Below are 19,046 nucleotides of genomic sequence, written 5' to 3' on the forward strand. Positions count from 1 at the left end.
CCCCGTCCGCCCGGCGACGGCGTTGTCTCGAGGTGCCTGCGGCGGTGCGAGGATGAGCACATGACGGACCCGCAGGCCACGACCCACGACCAGCCCCTCGAGGACCGGGTGAACAACCGGTCCCAACGCCCCTCGAGCCGAGCGTTCCGGGAGTTCATCGCGGACGGCTGGGCACCGCGGCCCGACGCGCTGCCGGACCGTTCGCCCGCCGCAGACCACGCCGCCGAGCGGCGGGCGGCCGTCGGGCGCCTGTTCCCCGGCGAGCGCCTGGTCGTCCCGGCCGGACAGCTCGTCACCCGGAGCAACGACACCGACTACCGGTTCCGCCCGCACTCGGCGTTCGCGCACCTGACAGGCACCGGGACCGACTTCGAGCCCGACGCCGTCCTCGTGCTGCACCCGGTGGCGGCCGGCGGCGAGGGCCACGGGGAGGACGGGCCGACCCACGAGGCCGTCCTGTACTTCCGGCCGCGGGCCGGGAAGGACACCGAGGAGTTCTACGCCGACGCCCGCTACGGGGAGCTGTGGGTGGGCGAGCGGCCGTCGCTCGAGGAGGTCGCCGCGCAGACCGGCCTGCGCACCGAGCACATCGAGAACCTCGGGGACGCCCTGGCCAAGGACGCCGGCGCCGGCCAGGTGCAGCTGCGCGTCGTGCCCCAGTCGGACTCCGCCGTCGAGGCGCAGGTCGCCCAGGTCCGGTCGGCCGCGCAGCTGACCGAGGGCGCCGCCGAGGCGGACGCAGGCCTCGCCGAGGCACTCTCGGAGCTCCGGCTGCGGAAGGACCCCTACGAGATCGAGCAGCTGCGTGCGGCGGTGGCGGCAACGGCCCGCGGGTTCGAGGACATCGTCCGCTCCCTGCCCCGGGCGGTGGAGCACCCTCGGGGCGAGCGCGTGATCGAGGGGGCCTTCGGGTCCCGCGCCCGCGAGGACGGCAACGGCATCGGGTACGACACGATCGCCGCGGCAGGCAACCACGCGAACACGTTGCACTGGATCGGCAACGACGGCGAGGTCCGGCGGGGGGACCTGGTGCTGATCGACGCCGGCGTCGAGGTCGACTCCCTCTACACCGCGGACGTGACGCGCACCATCCCGGTCGACGGCGTCTTCACGCCCGCCCAGCGCCAGGTGTACTCGGCCGTGCTGGAGGCCGCCGACGCCGCGTTCGCCCGTGCCGGACGGCCGGGGACGCGGTTCCGGGAGGTGCACGCCGCCGCCATGAAGGTCATCGCGCGGCGGCTCGCCGAGTGGGGCATGCTGCCCGGTTCGGCGGAGGAGTCGCTGGACGCCGAGGGCCAGTACCACCGGCGGTGGATGGTGCACGGCACCAGCCACCACCTGGGGCTCGACGTGCACGACTGCGCGCAGGCCCGGCGCGAGATGTACCTCGATGCCGAGCTGCAGCCCGGCATGGTCTTCACGATCGAGCCGGGCCTGTACTTCCGGGCGGACGACCTGAAGGTCCCGGAGGAGCTGCGCGGCATCGGCGTGCGGATCGAGGACGACGTGCTCGTGCGCGAGGACGGCTCGGTGGAGAACCTCTCCGCCGGCCTCCCGCGCACCCCCGAGGACATCGAGGCCTGGATGGCACGCCTGCGGGGCTGACCCGACTCCCGACCCGGCGAGGCTAGGACTCCTCGGGGACCTCGACCAGCTGACGGGAGCGGGTGCGCAGCCCGGCCTGCAGGTGCTCGCGGGCGAAGTGCAGCGAGTCGGCGAGCGCGGAGCGCCGCCCGACGGCGGACATCTTCCGGGTGTTGACCTCCACGACCACCGAACCGGCGTAGGCCTGGCTGCCCAGCATCTGCAGCACCTCGGCGCAGGGCTGGTCACCGGCACCGGGGATCAGGTGCTCGTCCATGAAGCTCGACGTGCCGTCGGCCAGGTGGAGGTGCGCCAACCGGTCGCCGAGCTCGTCCGCCATCGCCAGGGCCGCGTCCCGGTCGAGGCCTGCGGTCGCGGTGTGCGACAGGTCGAGGGTCACCGACCGGTAGTCGTGCTCGAGCGGGTCCCACCCGGGCAGGTAGGCCTGCATCGTGCGCTCCCGCTTCCGGGTCCGGGCCCGCCACGGGAACATGTTCTCCACCGCGAGGCGCATGCCGTCGAGACGTTCCCGTTCGGCGATCGCGCCGACGAAGTGCTCGGCGTAGTTGCGCTGCCACCGGAACGGGGGGTGGAGGACCACCACGTGCGCGCCGACGTCGTGCGCGAGCTCCGTCGCGCGGTCGATCTTGTCCCACGGGTCGTTGCCCCAGACGCCCTGCGTCAGCAGCAGCGTCGGCGCGTGGATCGCCAGCACCGGCAGACCGTGGTCCTCGGAGAGCTGACGCAGCCGGCCCGCGTCCTGGCTCTCGGGGTCGCGCAGCACCATGACCTCGACGCCGTCGTACCCCAGGTCCTGTGCCAGCGCGAAGGTCTCGCCCACGCTGCCCGGGTAGACCGACGAGGTGGACAGCCCGACCGGGATCGACCGCGTCATCCGCGGCTGCCGGCCTCGCCCGAGGCGCCGTCACGGTCGCCTCCCTGGTCCCGCTGGCCGTGATGTCCCTGCTGGCCCTGGACGTCCTCCAGCCGCAGTCCGTACCGCGGCCGCTCGCGCTGCTCGGGCGCCTGCGTCGGCGAGCCCGCCCCGGCGGTCGGGCTTCCGCCCGGCTGCTCGGGCGGCGTCGCGAAGGACGGCTGCTGCGGCGCGTTCGGCTGCTGCGGCGTCGACGGCTGGCCCGCGCTGGGGCGCACCCGCCCGGCGAAGCCGCCCTCGGTGAGGACCTCACCCGCCCGGGAGGCCTCCTCGGGCTCGCAGAGGACGGCGTACCGCGAGGCCACCACCTGGCTCGCGGAGGTGAAGTCGCGACGGCCCCCGGTCAGGGCGTACGAGACCACGCCGGCGAGGATGCCGAACGCGGCACCCATGAGCACTCCGGCGAGGATCGGGAACTGCTGTCCCGACGGCGTGAACAGGAGCAGCAGCAGCGAGATCAGCAGGCCGAACCAGGCGCCGCTCATGGCACCGGCGCCGGCCACGCGCGCGTACGTCAGGCGTCCGGTGATCCGCTCGACGAGCCTCAGGTCGGTGCCGACGATCGTGACCTTCTGGACGGGGAAGGCCTTGTCGGAGAGGTAGTCGACGGCCTTCTGCGCCTCGAGGTAGGTGGAGTAGGACGCCACCTCCACGCCGGTGGGCATGGTCGGGACCGAGGCGCCGGGTGCCTTGCCGCTCAGGGACATGCCTCGATCTTCCTCTGCGGCAGGGCCCCGTGCCAACCAGTGGCGGACGTGCCGCTCGTCACCTGGGCAGACGGGCCGCAGGTCGCACGCGTGCCGCACATCCGCGCGGCCGCGCAGCCGCGGGTACCGCCAGACCCGCGGCCGAGCAGGTCGCACGTGGCTACCCTGGCCTGGTGAGTCAGCCCACGCCCCGCGCCGCGACGACCAGCCGCGTGTACCTCGCGCGGCTCAAGGGCACGCCCGTCTTCGACCCGTTGGGTGACCAGGTCGGACGCGTCCACGACATCGTCGTCGTGATGCGGCTCAAGGGCGCTCCCCGCGTGGTCGGGCTCGTGGTCGAGGTGACCGGCAAGCGGCGGGTGTTCGTCCCCCTCACCCGGGTGACGAGCATCGATCCCGGCGCCGTCATCACCACCGGCCTGCTGAACATCCGCCGGTTCGAGCAGCGTGCGACGGAGACGCTGGTGGTCGCCGAGCTGCTCGACCGCCAGGTCACCTTCCGCGACGGGTCGGGCACCGGCACGGTCAAGGACGTCGCGATGGAGCTGCAGCGCAATCGCGACTGGGACCTCACGAAGGTCTTCGTGCGCCGCGGCGGGCGCGGCGGCCTCATGGGGCGCCGGCGCGGCGAGGGCGTCGTCGTCGACATCCAGGACGTCACCGGCCTCGCCCGCACGGCCGCCCAGCAGGGGGCGACGTCGCTGCTCGCCACGCTCGAGGACCTCAAGCCGGCCGACCTCGCCGACGTCCTGCACGACCTGCCGGACGCCCGGCGCCTGGAGGTGGCCGCCAGCCTGCCGGACGAGCGGCTCGCGGACGTGCTCGAGGAGCTCGGGGAGGACGACCGCGTCGCCATCGTCTCCGCGCTCGACGCCGAGCGGGCCGCCGACGTGCTCGACGCCATGGAGCCCGACGACGCGGCAGACCTGATCGGCGAGCTGCCGGAGGCCAAGGCCGCCGAGCTGCTGGAGCGGATGGAGCCGGACGAGGCGGAGGACGTCCGCCGGCTCCTGGAGTACGAGCAGTACACGGCCGGCGGCCTGATGACCACCGAGCCACTGATCCTCCCGCCGGAGGCCACCGTCGCGACGGCGCTCGCGCACGCCCGCAAGGAGGACGTCACGCCGGCGCTGGCGGCCATGATCTTCGTCGTGCGGCCACCGCTGGAGACCCCGACCGGGCGGCTGCTCGGCGTCGTCCACCTGCAGCGCGCGCTGCGCGAGCCGCCGCACGAGCTCATCGGCGCCATCCTGGACAAGGACATCGAGCAGCTGCTGGCCGAGGACGACATCGGCAAGGCGACGCGGCTGCTCGCGACCTACAACCTCACCGCGCTGCCGGTCGTGGACGAGGACCGGCGCCTCCTCGGCGCCGTGTCGGTGGACGACGTCCTGGACAACCTCCTCCCGGACGACTGGCGGGGGGCCGACGAGGAGGTCACCGACGAGGCGATGACGAGGACGGCGCATGGCTGAGCGGCTCGACACCCCGTCCGAGGGGGGACGGTTCCGCCGACCGCGCGTGGACCCCGAGTTCTTCGGCCGTGTCTCCGAGGCCATCGCCCGGTTCATCGGCACCCCGCGCTTCCTCTTCTACCTCACCGTCTTCTGCGTGACGTGGATGCTGTGGAACACCCTGGCGCCGGAGCAGCTGCGGTTCGACACCGCCGACCTCGGGTTCATCGCGCTGACCCTCATGCTCTCCCTGCAGGCCTCCTACGCCGCCCCGCTGATCCTGCTGGCGCAGAACCGGCAGGACGACCGGGACCGCGTCAGCGCCGAGCAGGACCGGCAGCGCGCCGAGCGCAACCTGGCCGACACCGAGTACCTCGCCCGGGAGATGGCGTCCGTGCGGCTGGCCCTCGGCGAGGTCGCGACCCGCGACTTCGTCCGCTCCGAGCTCCGCGGCCTGCTCGAGGACCTCGTCGAGGAGCGTGAGCAGCGCATCCGGGAGCTCGAGCTGGAGATCGCGCAGATGACCCGGGACCACCAGGGCGAAGGTTCCCGCGACGACGGCGGGGACGCGAGGCCGCCCCGCGACGATGCCGGTTCGCCACCTACGATGGGGGCATGAGCGCTCCCACCGTCGAGGCCGTGCAGGCCGAGCTGGTCAACGTCATCGACCCCGAGATCCGCCGCCCGATCACGGAGCTGAAGATGGTGCGGTCGGTCGAGATCGAACCCGGCGGCCGGGTGGTGGTCGGCGTCGACCTGACGACGGCGGGCTGCCCCCTGAAGGACACCATCACCAAGGACGTGACCGACGTCGTCGGCGCGCTCGACGGCGTCTCCGAGGTGCACGTCGAGATGGGCGTCATGACCGAGGAGCAGCGCAAGGAGCTGCGGTCCATGCTGCGCGGCGGCATGGGCGAGCCGGAGATCCCGTTCACCAAGCCGGGCTCGTTGACCCGGATCTACGCCGTCACCTCCGGCAAGGGCGGTGTCGGCAAGTCCTCCGTCACGGCGAACCTGGCGGCCGCGATGGCGGCGGACGGGATGAAGGTCGGCGTGGTCGACGCCGACATCTACGGCTTCTCCATCCCGCGCATGCTGGGTGTGGAGCTGCCGCCGACCAAGGTCGACGACATGATCATGCCGCCGGTGGCCAAGGACGTGAAGGTCATCTCGATCGGCATGTTCACCCAGGACGGCCGCCCGGTGGTCTGGCGCGGCCCCATGCTGCACCGTGCCCTGCAGCAGTTCCTCTCGGACGTCTTCTGGGGTGACCTGGACGTGCTGCTGCTCGACCTGCCCCCGGGCACCGGCGACATCGCCATCTCGGTCGCCCAGATGCTGCCGAACTCCGAGATCCTCGTGGTCACCACCCCGCAGGTCGCCGCCGCCGAGGTGGCCCAGCGCGCGGGCATCATCGCCGAGCAGACGAACCAGCGGGTGGTCGGCGTCGTGGAGAACATGTCGTGGCTGGCCCAGCCGGACGGGTCCCGCGTGGAGCTGTTCGGCTCCGGCGGCGGCGAGCGGGTCTCGGCCGAGCTGAGCAAGGGTCTGGGCTACGAGGTGCCGCTGCTGGCGCAGGTCCCGATCGAGCAGGTGCTGCGCGAGGCGAGCGACACGGGCACCCCGCTCGTCCTGCGCGACGAGGACACCCCCGCCAAGCAGGCGCTGGAGTCCCTCTCCCGCTCGCTCTCGCACCGCTCGCGCGGACTGGCGGGCCGGTCCCTGGGCATCAGCCCCGTCGGCTGAGCCCGGCGTACCCGCACCGGCATCCGGTGAGGGTGCCGGCCCCTGGTGGCCGGGAACCGACCGGTGGCGTTGCCGTGCCGCGTCAGCGGCTCGTCGCGGCCGCTCCGACCGGCGCCGCGACGCGGTGCCAGCCCTCGGCGGTGACGTCGGCCGGCGCGCCGGGGTGGTACTCGACGGCGTGACGTGCGACGTCGAGCGCGATCGTCAGCTTCGTCTCCGACCTCCGGTGGCGGGGCAGGGTCGGGTCCGGCCGCACGGAGACCGGCGCGTCCGGCACCGCTCCGAGGGCGAGCGCACGCTCGAGCGGATCGGCGATCGCGACCAGCCCGGCGTGCTCCCGGAGGCATTCCATCCGCCGGTAGGTGGTGCTGTCCGCCGCCACGGCCTCGCCGCGGGCGAGGTCGGGGTCGAGGAAGTGGTTGGCGTGCACCAGCGTCTCGCCGGGCACGGCCGTCACCACGCCGACGCCCGCCGGGGAGATCTCGACGCACGCGGCGGCGGGCTCGGCGGTCGCGACGGTCAGGACGGTGGAGGCGCTGACCGGCACCGATCGGGCGATGCGCACGGCGTGCCCGAGGTCCTCCGCCTGCTCGAGGATCATCCGGGCCACCACGTGCACCGGCACCCCGCCGCCGGCCCCGTCCGAGGCGTGGTTGAGGATGTTCAGGTGCACGCCGACGCCGCGGCTGCTCACCCCGATCTTGGCCGCCTGCCCAGGCTCGCCGAACACGGCGAGCCGTGTCCCGTCGGACGTCCGGAACGTGCGCACCACCCCCTCCCGGCCGACCCCGACGTTCCAGTCCCACGTCTGGAGCGTCCGGGGAGCGCGGCCCGCAGACGTCCCGTCGTCGTGCGGGACGTGCACCGCGGTCGAGCACTCCGTGGCCCCGGCGCGTGCCACGGCGAGGATCTCGGTGCGGGCGTTGAGCGCGGCGACCCACCAGGGCTCCAGCCCGCTCCCCCGCGCCACGCCGTCGAGCTCGGCCGCGACGCCGGGTGCGTGGCGGGCGACGTCGACGGCCGAGGCCTCGGCGAGCTCCCGCACCCGCGTCGGCGCCAGCCCGTGGGCGGCGAACAGGTCGTGGTACTCGCGGGTGGCGCCGACGAGCTGCTGCGCCCAGCGGGCGCCGTAGGCCTCGCCGTGCCGGCCCGGGTCGACCTCGTCGGTGGACCAGGTGTGCACCTTCACCCGGTCGACGCTACCGCGCCGCGTCTTGCCCCATGGAGTCCCGCCACTGGTCGAGCGCCCGCTGGATCTGGGCGTCGGAGCGGTTGACGGTCCGGCTCATCACCGTCCAGCGGCGCCCGAACGGGTCCTGGATCGAGGAGTACCGGTCACCGGTGACCTCGAAGTCCGCCGGTTCCTCACGGATCCGGGCGCCGAGCGCCCGCGCCCGCTCGGTGACGGCGTCGACGTCGGCCAGGTAGACCGCGATCGAGGAGCTGACCTCGTCCGTCGCCGGGTCCGACGCGACCACATGGAACTGCGGGTTCGGGTCCATGAGCTGCAGGCGTCCGGTCCCGAAGTCCAGCTCGCAGTGCCAGACGCGGCCGTCCGGCCCGTCCATCCTCGTGGTGGGCGTGGCACCGAAGACCTGCTGGTAGAAGGTGATCGCCTCGCGGGCGGGCTCGACGACGATCAGCGGCGTGAGGCTGGTGAAGCCCTGCGGGCGGTAGCGGGTGGCGGTCGCGTGCGGTGTCTCGTGCTGCTGTGTCTCGTTCATGTCCCCCAGGCTCTCTACGCTCCGGGTGTGGGGCTTGCACATTCGCGACAGCCTCGGGCGGTACGTCGTCCGGCGGGCGTGCTGTGGCCTGCGCAGGGCGCCGACGTCTACCGCGCCGACCGGGCGGCCGTGACCGGCCCCGCGGCGCTCGTGGTGGACCACTACTGGTCGGTCGTCTGGCGCTGTGAGCGGGTGACGCCCTACCGCGCCCAGGTGCTCGGCGACCCGGTCGCGCACCTGACGGTGGAGGACGCCGAGGGAGCGATGCACGGGCACCCGATGCCGTCGGCGCTGGTGCACGGCGTGGTCACCGAGGTCTTCACGGTCGACCTGCCCGTCGCGGGGCGCGTCGCCGGGCTCGCGTTCCGTCCCGGCGGGCTGGCCGCCCTGCTCGAGACGGGCATCGGTGACCTGACCGGCCGCGTGGTCGGCGCCTCCGACCTCTTCGGCGCGGACGTCCGCGAGGTCCGGGACGCCGTCCTCGCCGAGCCCGCGGAGCAGGTCCGGCAGCGGATCCTCGTCGACTACGTCGCCGACCGGCTCCTCCCGCGGGCCCAGCGGGTGGCGGAGGATCGGGACTACGCCACGGTACGCACCGCCGTCGAGCTCATGCGGGCGCGGGAGCAGGTCACACTCGCTCCGGTCGCCGCGGCCGTGAACGTCTCGCCGCGGACGCTGCAGCGGCTGTTCAGGCGCTACGTGGGGGTGTCCCCCACGTGGGTCCTGCGCCGGTACCGGCTGCAGGACGCCGCCCGCGCCATCGACAGCGGCCAGGGCGAGGATCTCGCCGCCCTGGCGGCGTCCCTCGGGTTCGCCGACCAGGCACACTTCACGCGCGCCTTCACCACGGTCATCGGGGTGCCGCCGTCGCGCTACCGGACCGGCCGGGCGCCGTAGGCCTTACGTTGCCTCGTCGTCGTACGGGACGGTGTACAGCTCGGCGGGCACCGTCTCGCCGCCGGGCGCCTTCTCGCCGCCGGGCTCGGCCTCGGCCTGCTGCTCCTCGGCCTGCTGCTCCTCGGGCCGCTCGACGGCGACGGCCGTGGCGGCCGCACGGGTCTGGGTCTCCGCGGCGCCGGCGTCGCCGACCTGGCTGTCCTGCGGGGCACCCGTCGTGGCAGTCCCGGCTGCGGGGGCGGGACCGGGACCTGAGCCGGTCGGTTCTGCCGGCGCGGCGCCGGAGCCGGTTCCGTCCTCGGTCGCGTCTGCCCGAGGGGCGTCCGCCTCCGGCGGCGGTGACGTGGTGGTGGCCGCGGCGGCCCCGGCGCCCGCGGCGGTCGCAGCGGCGGTCTCGCCGGTGCCGGACGCCTCGGTCGTGCTGCCGGGGCTCGTCGACCTCGGCGTGGAGCGCGGCGTCGGTCGGCGCGCGGCTCGTGGCTTCGGCCGGGGCTTGGGCTGCTCGTCCTCCATGAGCGCCTCACGCACGATCCGGCGGGGGTCGTACTGGCGCGGGTCGAGCGCGGCGAGGTCGTCGAACTCGGGACCGAGCTCCTCGCGGACCTTCTCGCGCGCCCCGACGGCGATCCGCTTGACCTCGCGGGTCACCCGTGCGAGCTGCTGCGCCAGCTCGGGCAGCCGCTCCGGCCCGATGAGGAGGAACGCGAGGATGGCGAGCACCACCAGCTCACCACCGTTGATCCCGAACACGTGGCCCAGGATACGGGCCGGCGCCAGGTCCCGGTGCCGCGCGGCCGGATCGTCCGTCCGCCGCTCAGTCGCTGGTCTCCTCGCCGAGCGTCACGGTGACGTCCTCGACGGCGCCGCCCCGGCGGACCCCGAGGACGATCTCGTCGCCCGGGGCCCGCGCACGGATCGCCACGATGAGCTCGTCGGGCGTCGTGACCGGGCGGCCGTCGATGCTGACGATGACCTCACCGGGCCGGATGCCGGCCTGGTCGGCGGGACCGTCGGCGGTGATGGCCTCGTTGCCGTCGACGTCCCCCTGCAGCACCTGGACGCCCTCGCCGTCGTACGTGGCGTCCAGCGTGGCTCCGATGATCGGGTAGGTGGCCTCACCTGTCGCGATGATCTGCTCGGTGGTCCGGCGGACCTGGTTCGCCGGGATCGCGAACCCGAGGCCGATGCTGCCCGCCGGGCCGCCGGTGCCGCTCGCCTGTGCGATCGCGGTGTTGATCCCGACGACCTCGCCGTTGCCGTCCACGAGCGGCCCGCCGGAGTTGCCCGGGTTGATCGCCGCGTCGGTCTGGAGCGCGTTGATGAAGGTGGGCGCCTGCCCGGACCCGGCCGTCACGGGCCGGTTCAGCGCGCTGATGATGCCGGTCGTCACCGTGCCCTCCAGGCCCAGTGGCGCCCCGACGGCGACCACCGGGTCACCGACGACGACGCCGTCGGAGTCGGCCAGCACGAGGGGCTCCAGCCCGCCGCGGTCCACCCGCAGCACGGCGAGGTCGTAGTCGGACGTGCGGCCGACGACCTCGGCCTCCTCCTCGCTGCCGTCCTGGAAGCCGACCGTGATCGTCCCGTCCTCCGCCGCGGCGGCGACGACGTGGTTGTTGGTGACGAGGTAGCCGTCCTCGCGGAGCACGACGCCCGTACCGGAGGTCGCGTCCTGGCCGCCGCTGGCCTCGATGTAGACGGTCGAGGGCAGCACGGACTCCGCGATCCCGGCGACCGAGTCAGGCGGCCGGCCGGAGCCGGACGTCGGCAGCGTGGTGGGTACGGCGTCGGCCTGCTCCTCACCGGGCAGGTACCGCGAGCCGACGCCGCCGAGGATGGTTCCGGCGAGCAGGGAGACGATCATGAGGAGCACGACGACGCCGAACGGGACGCCGCGGCGCCTCGGGCGCGGCGGGGTCTCCTGAGCGCGCTCGGGTTCGGGCGCGGACATCATCGGCGACGACGACGCCGGGTAGCCGTCGTGGCCCGTCCCGCCGCCGGCGCCGTAGCCCCACGAGGTGTCCGCGGGGTAGGCGGGCGGCGTGGGCGCGGACTGCTGGCCGGCCTGCCAGGCCGTCGGCCGTGACCAGCCCTCGTCCGGCGCCTGCCCTTTGCGTGCGGGATCCGGCGATGTCCCGTAACCGGGGGTGTTCGTGCTCATGCTGGCTCCTCGCCGCGACCTGCGCGGGTCACGGGGTCTGCAGGAGGAGGTCCGTCCACCCGACCACGGTGTCCCACCCCTGGTCGAGGCGGTCGGCCATGCCCGGTCCGGGCTCCGTGGCGGGCAGCGCCGCCGCGATGCTCCGCACGAGCTCGGGGTCGTCGCTGCTCGTCACCAGCACCGTCGTCCCGGCGCACTCGAGCACCACGGCGTCGCCCGGGCCGGGGAGTCGGTGCCCCTGGTGCGCGCCGAGGTCGATCCGCTCCAGACCGGTGAGCTCCTCCACGTCCAGGACGCCGCGCTGCTCGAGGAGGGTCGCGGTGCGGCCGAACCGGGTGAACTCGACGACGAGCACCTCCTCCTCGTCCTCGCCCACCGTGCCGACCAGGTTGATCGTGGCGTCCGACGGCAGGGCCTCGGGCGCCGCCCAGCCGTTCTCGCGCAGCCAGGACAGCGCCGACTCGGTCCGGTCGCTCTGCTGCGCCACGGCGGCGGCGGGCTCCGCCGTCGTCATGACGTTCAGGGTGCCGTGGGACGGGCCGGAGACCTCGTCGAGCATCATGACCGGGTCACCGGTGCGCTGGTAGAGCGCCCCGACGATGAGCAGGATCCCCAGGATGCCGAAGGCGCCGGTCATCACCAGCGAGCCGCCGGCCACCATCCGGCGCCGCCCGGAGGCGTAGGTCAGCGGGCCCCACACCCGGTCCACGAGGGCGCGCGGACCGGTCGGCGACTCGGGTACGGGCATGCCCTCGAGCCGCATGAGCCGGTCGGTCAGGTCCTCGCTGGGCCGCACGTCGCGGGCCTGTGCGAGGCGGCGCCGGAACGCCCGCTCCGCGGCGAGCAGCTGGGCGCAGCCCTCGCACGCCACGACGTGCTCGAGCGCGGCCTCCGCCTCCTCGGGTGGGAGCTGCCCGTCGACGAGCGCACTGATCTCGCCGCGCAGGTGGCTCATCGGACCTCCTGCGCCTGAGGGACGCGGGGGCGGCGGTGCTCGAGCTGGTCCCGCAGCATGGCGCGCGCCCGGTGGATCCGCGAGCGCACGGTGCCCATCTTGACGCCGAGCGTCGCCGCGATCTCCTCGTAGGACAGGCCCTCGATGTCGCACAGGACCACGACGGCACGGTACTTCGGCGGCAGCGAGTCCAGCGCCGCCTGGACGTCGACGTCGAGGTTGCCGTGCTCGAACCCGCGCTCCGGCTCACCGGCGTCGTGCGCGGCCGGGAGCCGCTCCCCCGCCTCGCCGAGCGGGTCCATGCGCAGCCGCGACCGGCGGCGGGCCATGTCGAGGAACAGGTTGGTGGTGATGCGGTGCAGCCAGCCCTCGAAGTTGCCGGGCTGGTAGGAGTGGAGTGAGCGGAAGACCCGGACGAACGTCTCCTGCGTGAGGTCCTCGGCGTCCGCGACGTTGCCGGTCAGCCGGTAGGCGAGGCGGTACACCCGCGGCGAGTGCTCCCGGACTATGTCCTCCCAGGACGGCGGCGCCCAGACCGGCTGCTGCTCGGGCGCGACAGGGTCCGCGCCGTCCGCGTGCGGCGCGTCGACACCCCGGCCCGGGTCCCCTCCTGCGTTCATCCCCGCCCATGGTACGCAGGGTTCCTGGACGTCACCTGGGTACGAGCGCCGGCTCCGGCCGGGCCCGCGACGCTCACCGGTACGATCACCAGGCAAGACACGTGCGGGTGCCGGTCACGGGAGGTCCACCATCAGTGCCGACAAGGCCCAGTCCTGGGCCTACACCGAAGAGTTCGTCCCCGAGGACGACGCCATGGCCGAGGCACGCGCCCGCGCCGAGGAGCTCGGCGTCGCGCCGATCTCCGCCGGCGTCGGTGCCACGCTGCGGGTCCTCGCCTCGGCGATCCGGGCCAAGGCCGTCGCGGAGGTGGGGACCGGGACCGGCGTCTCGGGCCTGTGGCTGCTCGGCGGGATGGTCCCCGACGGCGTGCTGACCACCATCGACATCGAGCCCGAGCACCAGCGTGCCGCCCGGGAGGCCTTCTCCGCGGCAGGGCTGCGGCCGGCCCGTACCCGCCTCATCGGCGGCGGCGCGCTCGACGTCCTGCCGCGTCTGGCCGACGGCGTCTACGACCTGGTGCTGCTCGACGGCGATCCTGCCGAGGCGGTCGACGACCTCGCGCTGGCTGTCCGGCTGCTGCGGCCGGGCGGGGTCCTGGCCGTCAACGGCGCGCTGTGGCACGACCGCGTAGCCGACCCGGCCCGGCGCGACGAGGACACGGTCGCCGTCCGCGAGCTGGGCAAGCAGGTGCGCGACGACGAGAACCTGCTCAGCACGCTGCTGCCGAGCGGTGACGGCCTGCTGCTCGCCGTCCACCGCTGAGGCCGCGGCCGGGCTGCTAGGCCAGCGACTCCAGCCAGCTCAGCAGCAGGCGGGCGCCGTAGCCGGTGGGTGCCTGCGCCGGGACCTCGCCGTCCGCCTTGCCGGCCCGTCCCACTCCGGCGATGTCCAGGTGCGCCCACCGTCTTCCGCCGGCGAAGCGCTGCAGGAACAGCGCCGCGACGATCGACCCGCCGCCGACGGACGCGTCGTGCGCCACGTGGCCGACGTCCGCGACGGGGGACTCCAGCGCCGGGCGGTAGTCCGCGACCAACGGCATCCGCCAGGCGTCCTCCCCGGCGCGGGTCCCCGCCTGCAGGAGGGCGGTGGCCAGGTCGTCGTCCGGGGCGTAGAGGGCCGCGTGGTGGCGCCCGAGCCCCAACGTGGCCGCGCCGGTGAGCGTGGCGACGTCGACGATGTCGTCCGCGTCGAGCGTCGCGACGCTCCAGCCGAGCGCGTCGGCCAGGACCATGCGGCCCTCGGCATCCGTGTTGGCGATCTCCACCGTGGTGCCGTCGAAGGTGCGGACCACGTCACCGGGCCGGTACGAGCCGCCGCCCATGGCGTTCTCGGCCAGCGGCAGCACCGCGGTCACCCGCACCGGGAGTCCCAGCTCGGCGGCCGCGAGCACGGTCGCCAGCACGGTGGCGGCGCCGGCCATGTCGGTCTTCATCGCGGCCATCGGCTCGCGGGGCTTGAGCGAGAGCCCGCCGGTGTCGAACGTGATGCCCTTCCCGACCAGCGCGACCGACCGGCGCACGTCCTCCGGCTCCCACGTCACGACGACGAGGCGCGGCGGGGTCGCCGAGCCCGAGCCGACCGCGAGGATCGCCTCCATACCGTTCCGCTCGAGCCACGCCTCGTCGTGCACCTCGACGGCGAGCCGTCCACCGCGCATCGGGGCGTCCGAGGCGAGCGCGGTCGCCTGGCGGGCCACCCACTCCGGGTTCTTCACCGACGACGGCGTCGCCGCCAGCAGCCGGGTGAGCCACGTCGCCCGCGCCGCGGCGCGGGCCTCGGCCAGAGCGTCCTCGGCACCGTCGACGCGGCCGACCACGTGCAGCGCGGTCGCCGGCGGTCTGCCGGGACCGGCCGTCCGCCCGGTCCGCGGCATCCGGTAGCCGGCGAGCAGGAAGCCCTCGGCGAGGCACCGCAGGTCCTCGGCGCACAGGACGTCGCCGACGGGCAGCGCGACGTCGCCCAGCCCGGCGACGGCACGTCCGAGGGACAGACCCGCCGCGCGGGTGGCGGCGGCACCGCCGTCGCCGATGCCGAGGAGGACCAGGGTCTCGGGCAGACCCGCCCAGGGGAGCTCGGGCGTCCCGGGCAGCGGGCGCGGCAGCCGCACGGGCGCCGTCGTGCCCGCGGCGCCGGACAGCCCCTGGCGCTCCGCCTCGGCGAGCAGGTCGATGCCGTACAGGGCGGCCACGGCCTCGCCGGGACCGGCGAGGCGGGGTCCGTCCGCGAGGACGGGGACGGCGATCGCGGCCGGGCCGGCGCTGAGCCAGCGGGCGGACGCGGCCACCGGTTCGTCGGCGAGCGTGATCTCGGCGAGAGCGATCCGGGGCAGCGTGTCAGTCACCTGGCATCTCCATCGGGCCGGGGGCGGGCCTCGTCACGACGTGACGGCGGCGGGCATGCCGACGGCCGGCGGGCGCTTGGCCGGCCGGCCGTCGTCGGCGGGGGTTCAGCTCGCGACTGCGCTGAGGGCCTCGCTCAGCTCGCCGGCCTCGGCCGGGGTGAGCTCGACGACCAGGCGGCCGCCGCCCTCGAGCGGCACGCGCATGACGATGCCGCGCCCCTCCTTGGTCACCTCGAGCGGCCCGTCTCCGGTCCTCGGCTTCATCGCGGCCATGTGGTGTACCCCTCTTCTCATGGATCCTCGACCGCCCCTCCGCAGGGGCGGACGCCGCCGCACGGCGGGGCGATCGCTGGGTCCAGTCTAGTTCACTCGGGGGCGCCGCCCGCCTCGTCCACCGCTGCGGCCTGGGCCTCCGCCTCCTCGCGGAGCCGTGCCATGCCGCTCAGGACGGCGTCGACCGCGGCCTCCGCGGTGTCGACGACGGGGAGCAGGTCGAGGTCGGCCTCGGCGATGGTTCCTCGGCTCAGCATCGTGCCGCGGAGCCACTCGACGAGCCCGCCCCAGTAGTCGGAGCCGACGAGGACGATCGGGAAGGAGGAGACCTTCTGGGTCTGCACGAGGGTCAGCGCCTCGAACAGCTCGTCCATGGTGCCGAACCCGCCGGGCAGGACGACGAAGCCCTGGGAGTACTTCAGGAACATCGTCTTGCGGGCGAAGAAGTAGCGGAAGTTGACGCCCAGGTCGACCCACTCGTTCATGCCCTGCTCGAAGGGCAGCTCGATGCCGAGCCCGACCGAGACGCCGTCGGCCTCGACGGCTCCCTTGTTGGCGGCCTCCATGATGCCCGGGCCGCCGCCGGTCACGACGGCGTAGCCGGCCGCGACCAGCCGGCGCCCCACCTCCTCCGCCAGGGCGTACTCGGGTTCCCCGGCCCGGACCCGGGCAGACCCGAAGACCGAGATGGCGGGTCCGAGGTCGGCGAGCGCCCCGAACCCCTCGACGAACTCCGCCTGGATGCGCAGTACCCGCCACGGATCCTGGTGCAGCCACTCGAAGTCCTGCTCCGGCGCGAGCAGGCGCGCGTCGGTCGTCTCCCGCGGGATCTTGCCGCGGCGCAGGAGGACGGGCCCGCGGCGGTACGAGCGGGAGTCGTTGTCGCGGGTGCTGCGGCCCTGAGGTGTCATGCCGTCATTGTCCATCGTCGTGGCCGGCCGTTCAGGCCAGCCAGGCGTGCAGCGCCTGCGCGCAGGTCCGGATCTGCTCGACCGGGCAGTGTTCGTCGTCCGCGTGGGCGAGCATCGGGTCGCCGGGACCGAAGTTCACCGCAGGCACCCCGAGCTCGGCGAACCGTGCCACGTCGGTCCAGCCGTACTTCGGTCCGGGTCGCCCCCCGGTGACGCCGGTGACGGCGGTGACGAAGCCCTGGACGAGCGGGTCGTCCAGGCCGGGCCGTGCGCCGCCGGCCAGGTCGGTGACCTCCACGTCGAAGCCGTCGAACAGCTGCCGCACGTGGGCGACGGCGTCCTCGGGGGTCAGCGAGGGGGCGAACCGGTAGTTGACGGTCACCACGCACCGGTCGGGGATCATGTTCGAGGCGATCCCGCCGGTGATGCCGACGGCGTTCATTCCCTCGCGGTAGACGAGCCCGTCGACGTCGACATCGCGCGGGGTGTAGGTGTTCAGCCGTTGCAGGATCTCGCCGGCGGCGTGGATCGCGTTGACGCCGCGCCAGGCCCGTGCCGAGTGCGCGGTCCGGCCGGCCGTGGACACCTCGGCCCGGAGGGTGCCGTTGCAGCCGCCCTCGATCCCGCCCGCCGTGGGCTCGCCGAGGATCGCCAGGTCACCGGCGAGCCAGTCCGGATGGTTGCGGACCAGGCGGCCGAGCCCGTTGGCCTCCGACGCCACCTCCTCGTGGTCGTAGAAGACCCATGTGACGTCCCAGCGGGGCTCGGTGAGCACCGCCGCGAGGTGCAGGGCGACCGCGACCCCGCCCTTCATGTCGACGGTGCCGCGTCCCCACAGCTCCTCGGTGCCGTCGAGGGCGTGCTCACGCCAGGTGGGCACGTTGGACACGATCGGGACGGTGTCGATGTGCCCGGCGATGACCACCCGCCGGTCGCGGCCGAGGCTGGTCCTGGCCACGACGGCGTCGCCGTCGCGCAGCACCTCGAGGTGCGTCAGCGGGGTGAGGGCTGCCTCGATGGCGTCGGCCAGCCGGGCCTCGTCCTCCGAGACCGAGGGGATGTCGCAGACGGCGGCGGTGAGGGCGACGACGTCGCCGGTGAGCTCGGGCAGTGCACTGGTGGCCATGCGACGACCCTATTGCCGCTCCCTGCCCCTTCCGCCGACTCGTCAACTCCGTGCCGACTCTGTGCCGACTCGTCAACCTGGTGCACCCGCTCGCCTGTCCGCGACCTGCCGCCCCGCCCTCGAGGCGACCTCGGCCACACCTCAGGCGCGGTGGAGCGTGCGGGCCGCCTCGGAGATGGAGCCGGTCAGGGAGGGGTAGATCGTGAAGACGTTCGCCACCTGGTCCACCGTGAGCCGCTGCGTGACGGCGATGGCGATCGGATAGATGAGCTCGCTGGCCCGCGGCGCGACGATGACGCCGCCGACCACGACGCCCGCGCCGTCGCAGAAGAGCTTGACGAAGCCCTCGGTGATGCCGAGCATCTTGGCGCGCGCGTTGCGGGCGATCGGCAGGTGCGTGACGTCGCCCTCGACCTCCCCGCTCTCGATCTGCTTCTGGGTGACACCGATCGTGGCGATCTCGGGCGCGGTGAAGATGTTCGCGGCGACGGCGGAGAGGTCCAGCGGCGCGACGGCGTCGCCGAGCGCGTGCCACATGGCGATGCGGCCCTGCATGGCGGCGACGGACGCGAGCGGCAGGACCCCGGTGCAGTCGCCGGCGGCATAGATGCGGTAGGCCCGGGTCCGGGAGACCCGGTCGACCTCGATGTGCCCGGACTCCGAGAGCTGCACCCCGGCCTCCTCGAGACCCATCCCGGCGGTCGCCGGGACCCCGCCGACGGCGACGAGGCAGTGCGACCCCGTGACGACGCGGCCGTCGGTCAGCTCGACCTCGACGCCGTCGTCGGTGCGCCGCACCGCGGCGGCGCGGGACCGGGCCAGGACCTGCATACCGCGGCGCCGGAAGACGGCCTCGATGAGCTCGGCGGCGTCCTCGTCCTCCCCGGGCAGGACCCGGTCCCGGGAGGAGACGAGCGTGACGGCCGCGCCGAGGGCGTTGTAGGCGCCGGCGAACTCGGCACCCGTGACCCCGGAGCCGACCACGACCAGGTGCTCGGGGATCTCGGTGAGGTTGTACATCTGCGCCCAGGTGAGGATGCGCTCGCCATCCGGCTCGGCGGTCGGCAGGATCCGCGGGGTGGCGCCGGTGGCCAGGAGGATGATGTCCGCCTCGAGCGTGCGATCCTGCCCCTCGTCGGTCGTGACGTGGACCAGGCGGCTGCCCGCGGAGCTGATGGTCGGCGCGACCCGGCCGGTGCCGGGCACGATGCCGATGCCCTCGCGCTCGAGCCTGGTGCGGATGTCGTCGGACTGGTTCTTGGCGAGCCGGACGACCCTGCCGTCCACCACGCCGAGATCGGCACGGAGGGTGCCGGCGTCGCCGTCGGGACCGCCGTCGGAGCTGATGCCGAGCTCGGGTGCCTGCTCGGTGACGGTGAGCCACTCGGCGGTGGCGATGAGCGTCTTGGAGGGCACGACGTCGGTGAGCACCGCCGAGCCGCCCATCCCCTGCCGTTCGACCACGTGCACCTCGGCGCCGAGCTGGCGCGCCACCAGGGCGGCCTCGTAGCCGCCGGGCCCGCCGCCGATGATGACGACCCGCGAACCCTCCCGGACGGGTGAGGCACCGGCCGCGTGCTCGCGGCGGACCTCGTCGGAGGCGATTGGGGAC

The 19,046-nt window shown here is 74.1% G+C and carries 19 protein-coding genes; 6 read left to right on the forward strand and 13 right to left on the reverse strand.

The window, feature by feature from the left end; translation table 11 throughout:
- The first annotated feature begins 60 nt into the window (after positions 1-60).
- Complete coding sequence (locus ACFQQL_RS15010) at positions 61-1,605, forward strand: aminopeptidase P family protein (protein ID WP_382395815.1); 1,545 nt, start codon at positions 61-63, stop codon at positions 1,603-1,605.
- Positions 1,606-1,627: 22 nt separating this feature from the next.
- On the opposite strand, the gene ACFQQL_RS15015 is transcribed toward ACFQQL_RS15010, so the two are convergent.
- Both ACFQQL_RS15015 and ACFQQL_RS15020 read right to left on the reverse strand, forming a co-directional pair.
- Positions 1,628-2,479 carry a sugar phosphate isomerase/epimerase family protein gene (locus ACFQQL_RS15015; protein ID WP_382395817.1) on the reverse strand — a complete coding sequence of 284 codons (852 nt, stop codon included), beginning with the start codon at positions 2,477-2,479 and terminating at the stop codon, positions 1,628-1,630.
- Positions 2,476-3,225 carry a YflT domain-containing protein gene (locus ACFQQL_RS15020; protein ID WP_382395819.1) on the reverse strand — a complete coding sequence of 250 codons (750 nt, stop codon included), beginning with the start codon at positions 3,223-3,225 and terminating at the stop codon, positions 2,476-2,478. The genes ACFQQL_RS15015 and ACFQQL_RS15020 overlap by 4 nt, the downstream gene beginning before the upstream one ends.
- Before the next feature lie 173 nt (positions 3,226-3,398).
- On the opposite strand from ACFQQL_RS15020, the gene ACFQQL_RS15025 reads away from it, so the two are divergent.
- Genes ACFQQL_RS15025 through ACFQQL_RS15035 form a run of 3 tightly spaced genes read left to right on the forward strand, consistent with a single transcriptional unit; the run spans position 3,399 to position 6,425 of the window.
- Positions 3,399-4,700 carry a magnesium transporter MgtE N-terminal domain-containing protein gene (locus tag ACFQQL_RS15025; protein WP_382395821.1) on the forward strand — a complete coding sequence of 434 codons (1,302 nt, stop codon included), beginning with the start codon at positions 3,399-3,401 and terminating at the stop codon, positions 4,698-4,700.
- On the forward strand, positions 4,693-5,298 hold the full coding sequence (locus ACFQQL_RS15030) for a DUF1003 domain-containing protein (RefSeq protein WP_382395823.1): 606 nt from the start codon (positions 4,693-4,695) through the stop codon (positions 5,296-5,298). Before ACFQQL_RS15025 ends, ACFQQL_RS15030 begins: the two co-directional genes overlap by 8 nt.
- On the forward strand, positions 5,295-6,425 hold the full coding sequence (locus tag ACFQQL_RS15035) for a P-loop NTPase (protein ID WP_382395825.1): 1,131 nt from the start codon (positions 5,295-5,297) through the stop codon (positions 6,423-6,425). The genes ACFQQL_RS15030 and ACFQQL_RS15035 overlap by 4 nt, the downstream gene beginning before the upstream one ends.
- An 82-nt stretch (positions 6,426-6,507) precedes the next feature.
- Here the strand turns inward: ACFQQL_RS15035 and ACFQQL_RS15040 are convergent, their stop codons facing one another.
- Both ACFQQL_RS15040 and ACFQQL_RS15045 read right to left on the reverse strand, forming a co-directional pair.
- The gene (locus ACFQQL_RS15040; RefSeq protein ID WP_382395827.1) at positions 6,508-7,614 is read right to left on the reverse strand and encodes a C45 family autoproteolytic acyltransferase/hydolase; all 1,107 of its coding nucleotides are present in this window, start codon (positions 7,612-7,614) and stop codon (positions 6,508-6,510) included.
- Positions 7,615-7,624: 10 nt separating this feature from the next.
- Positions 7,625-8,149, reverse strand: coding sequence for a VOC family protein (locus ACFQQL_RS15045; protein ID WP_382395829.1), 525 nt, complete (start codon positions 8,147-8,149; stop codon positions 7,625-7,627).
- A 27-nt stretch (positions 8,150-8,176) separates the two neighbouring features.
- Here ACFQQL_RS15045 and ACFQQL_RS15050 point away from each other — a divergent pair, with 27 nt between their 5' ends.
- Positions 8,177-9,046 (forward strand): helix-turn-helix domain-containing protein, encoded by an 870-nt coding sequence (locus tag ACFQQL_RS15050; protein WP_382395831.1) that lies wholly within the window; start codon positions 8,177-8,179, stop codon positions 9,044-9,046.
- Positions 9,047-9,049: 3 nt separating this feature from the next.
- On the opposite strand, the gene ACFQQL_RS15055 is transcribed toward ACFQQL_RS15050, so the two are convergent.
- The 4 genes from ACFQQL_RS15055 to sigE all read right to left on the reverse strand — a co-directional run bounded on the left by ACFQQL_RS15055 (position 9,050) and on the right by sigE (position 12,782).
- Positions 9,050-9,796, reverse strand: coding sequence for a twin-arginine translocase TatA/TatE family subunit (locus ACFQQL_RS15055; protein ID WP_382395833.1), 747 nt, complete (start codon positions 9,794-9,796; stop codon positions 9,050-9,052).
- Positions 9,797-9,860: 64 nt separating this feature from the next.
- The gene (locus ACFQQL_RS15060) at positions 9,861-11,207 is read right to left on the reverse strand and encodes a S1C family serine protease (RefSeq protein WP_382395835.1); all 1,347 of its coding nucleotides are present in this window, start codon (positions 11,205-11,207) and stop codon (positions 9,861-9,863) included.
- Between the two features lie 28 nt (positions 11,208-11,235).
- On the reverse strand, positions 11,236-12,162 hold the full coding sequence (locus tag ACFQQL_RS15065; RefSeq protein ID WP_382395837.1) for an anti-sigma factor family protein: 927 nt from the start codon (positions 12,160-12,162) through the stop codon (positions 11,236-11,238).
- Positions 12,159-12,782, reverse strand: coding sequence for an RNA polymerase sigma factor SigE (gene sigE / locus ACFQQL_RS15070; RefSeq protein ID WP_382395839.1), 624 nt, complete (start codon positions 12,780-12,782; stop codon positions 12,159-12,161). Before sigE ends, ACFQQL_RS15065 begins: the two co-directional genes overlap by 4 nt.
- Before the next feature lie 130 nt (positions 12,783-12,912).
- Here sigE and ACFQQL_RS15075 point away from each other — a divergent pair, with 130 nt between their 5' ends.
- A complete protein-coding gene (locus tag ACFQQL_RS15075) occupies positions 12,913-13,545 on the forward strand; it encodes an O-methyltransferase (RefSeq protein WP_465254065.1) in 633 nt (210 codons plus the stop codon).
- 16 nt (positions 13,546-13,561) lie between these two features.
- Here the strand turns inward: ACFQQL_RS15075 and ACFQQL_RS15080 are convergent, their stop codons facing one another.
- The 5 genes from ACFQQL_RS15080 to ACFQQL_RS15100 all read right to left on the reverse strand — a co-directional run bounded on the left by ACFQQL_RS15080 (position 13,562) and on the right by ACFQQL_RS15100 (position 19,039).
- A complete protein-coding gene (locus ACFQQL_RS15080; RefSeq protein ID WP_382395843.1) occupies positions 13,562-15,124 on the reverse strand; it encodes a leucyl aminopeptidase family protein in 1,563 nt (520 codons plus the stop codon).
- Between the two features lie 105 nt (positions 15,125-15,229).
- On the reverse strand, positions 15,230-15,397 hold the full coding sequence (locus ACFQQL_RS15085) for a DUF3117 domain-containing protein (protein ID WP_193314316.1): 168 nt from the start codon (positions 15,395-15,397) through the stop codon (positions 15,230-15,232).
- Between the two features lie 92 nt (positions 15,398-15,489).
- The gene (locus tag ACFQQL_RS15090; protein ID WP_465254062.1) at positions 15,490-16,323 is read right to left on the reverse strand and encodes an LOG family protein; all 834 of its coding nucleotides are present in this window, start codon (positions 16,321-16,323) and stop codon (positions 15,490-15,492) included.
- 16 nt (positions 16,324-16,339) lie between these two features.
- Positions 16,340-17,434, reverse strand: coding sequence for a succinyl-diaminopimelate desuccinylase (dapE, locus tag ACFQQL_RS15095; RefSeq protein WP_382395847.1), 1,095 nt, complete (start codon positions 17,432-17,434; stop codon positions 16,340-16,342).
- Between the two features lie 141 nt (positions 17,435-17,575).
- Positions 17,576-19,039 (reverse strand): NAD(P)H-quinone dehydrogenase, encoded by a 1,464-nt coding sequence (locus ACFQQL_RS15100; RefSeq protein WP_382396151.1) that lies wholly within the window; start codon positions 19,037-19,039, stop codon positions 17,576-17,578.
- Positions 19,040-19,046 lie beyond the last annotated feature (7 nt).

The sequence above is a fragment of the Georgenia alba genome (genome assembly GCF_042665525.1).
GTDB classification, from domain to species: domain Bacteria; phylum Actinomycetota; class Actinomycetes; order Actinomycetales; family Actinomycetaceae; genus Allobogoriella; species Allobogoriella alba.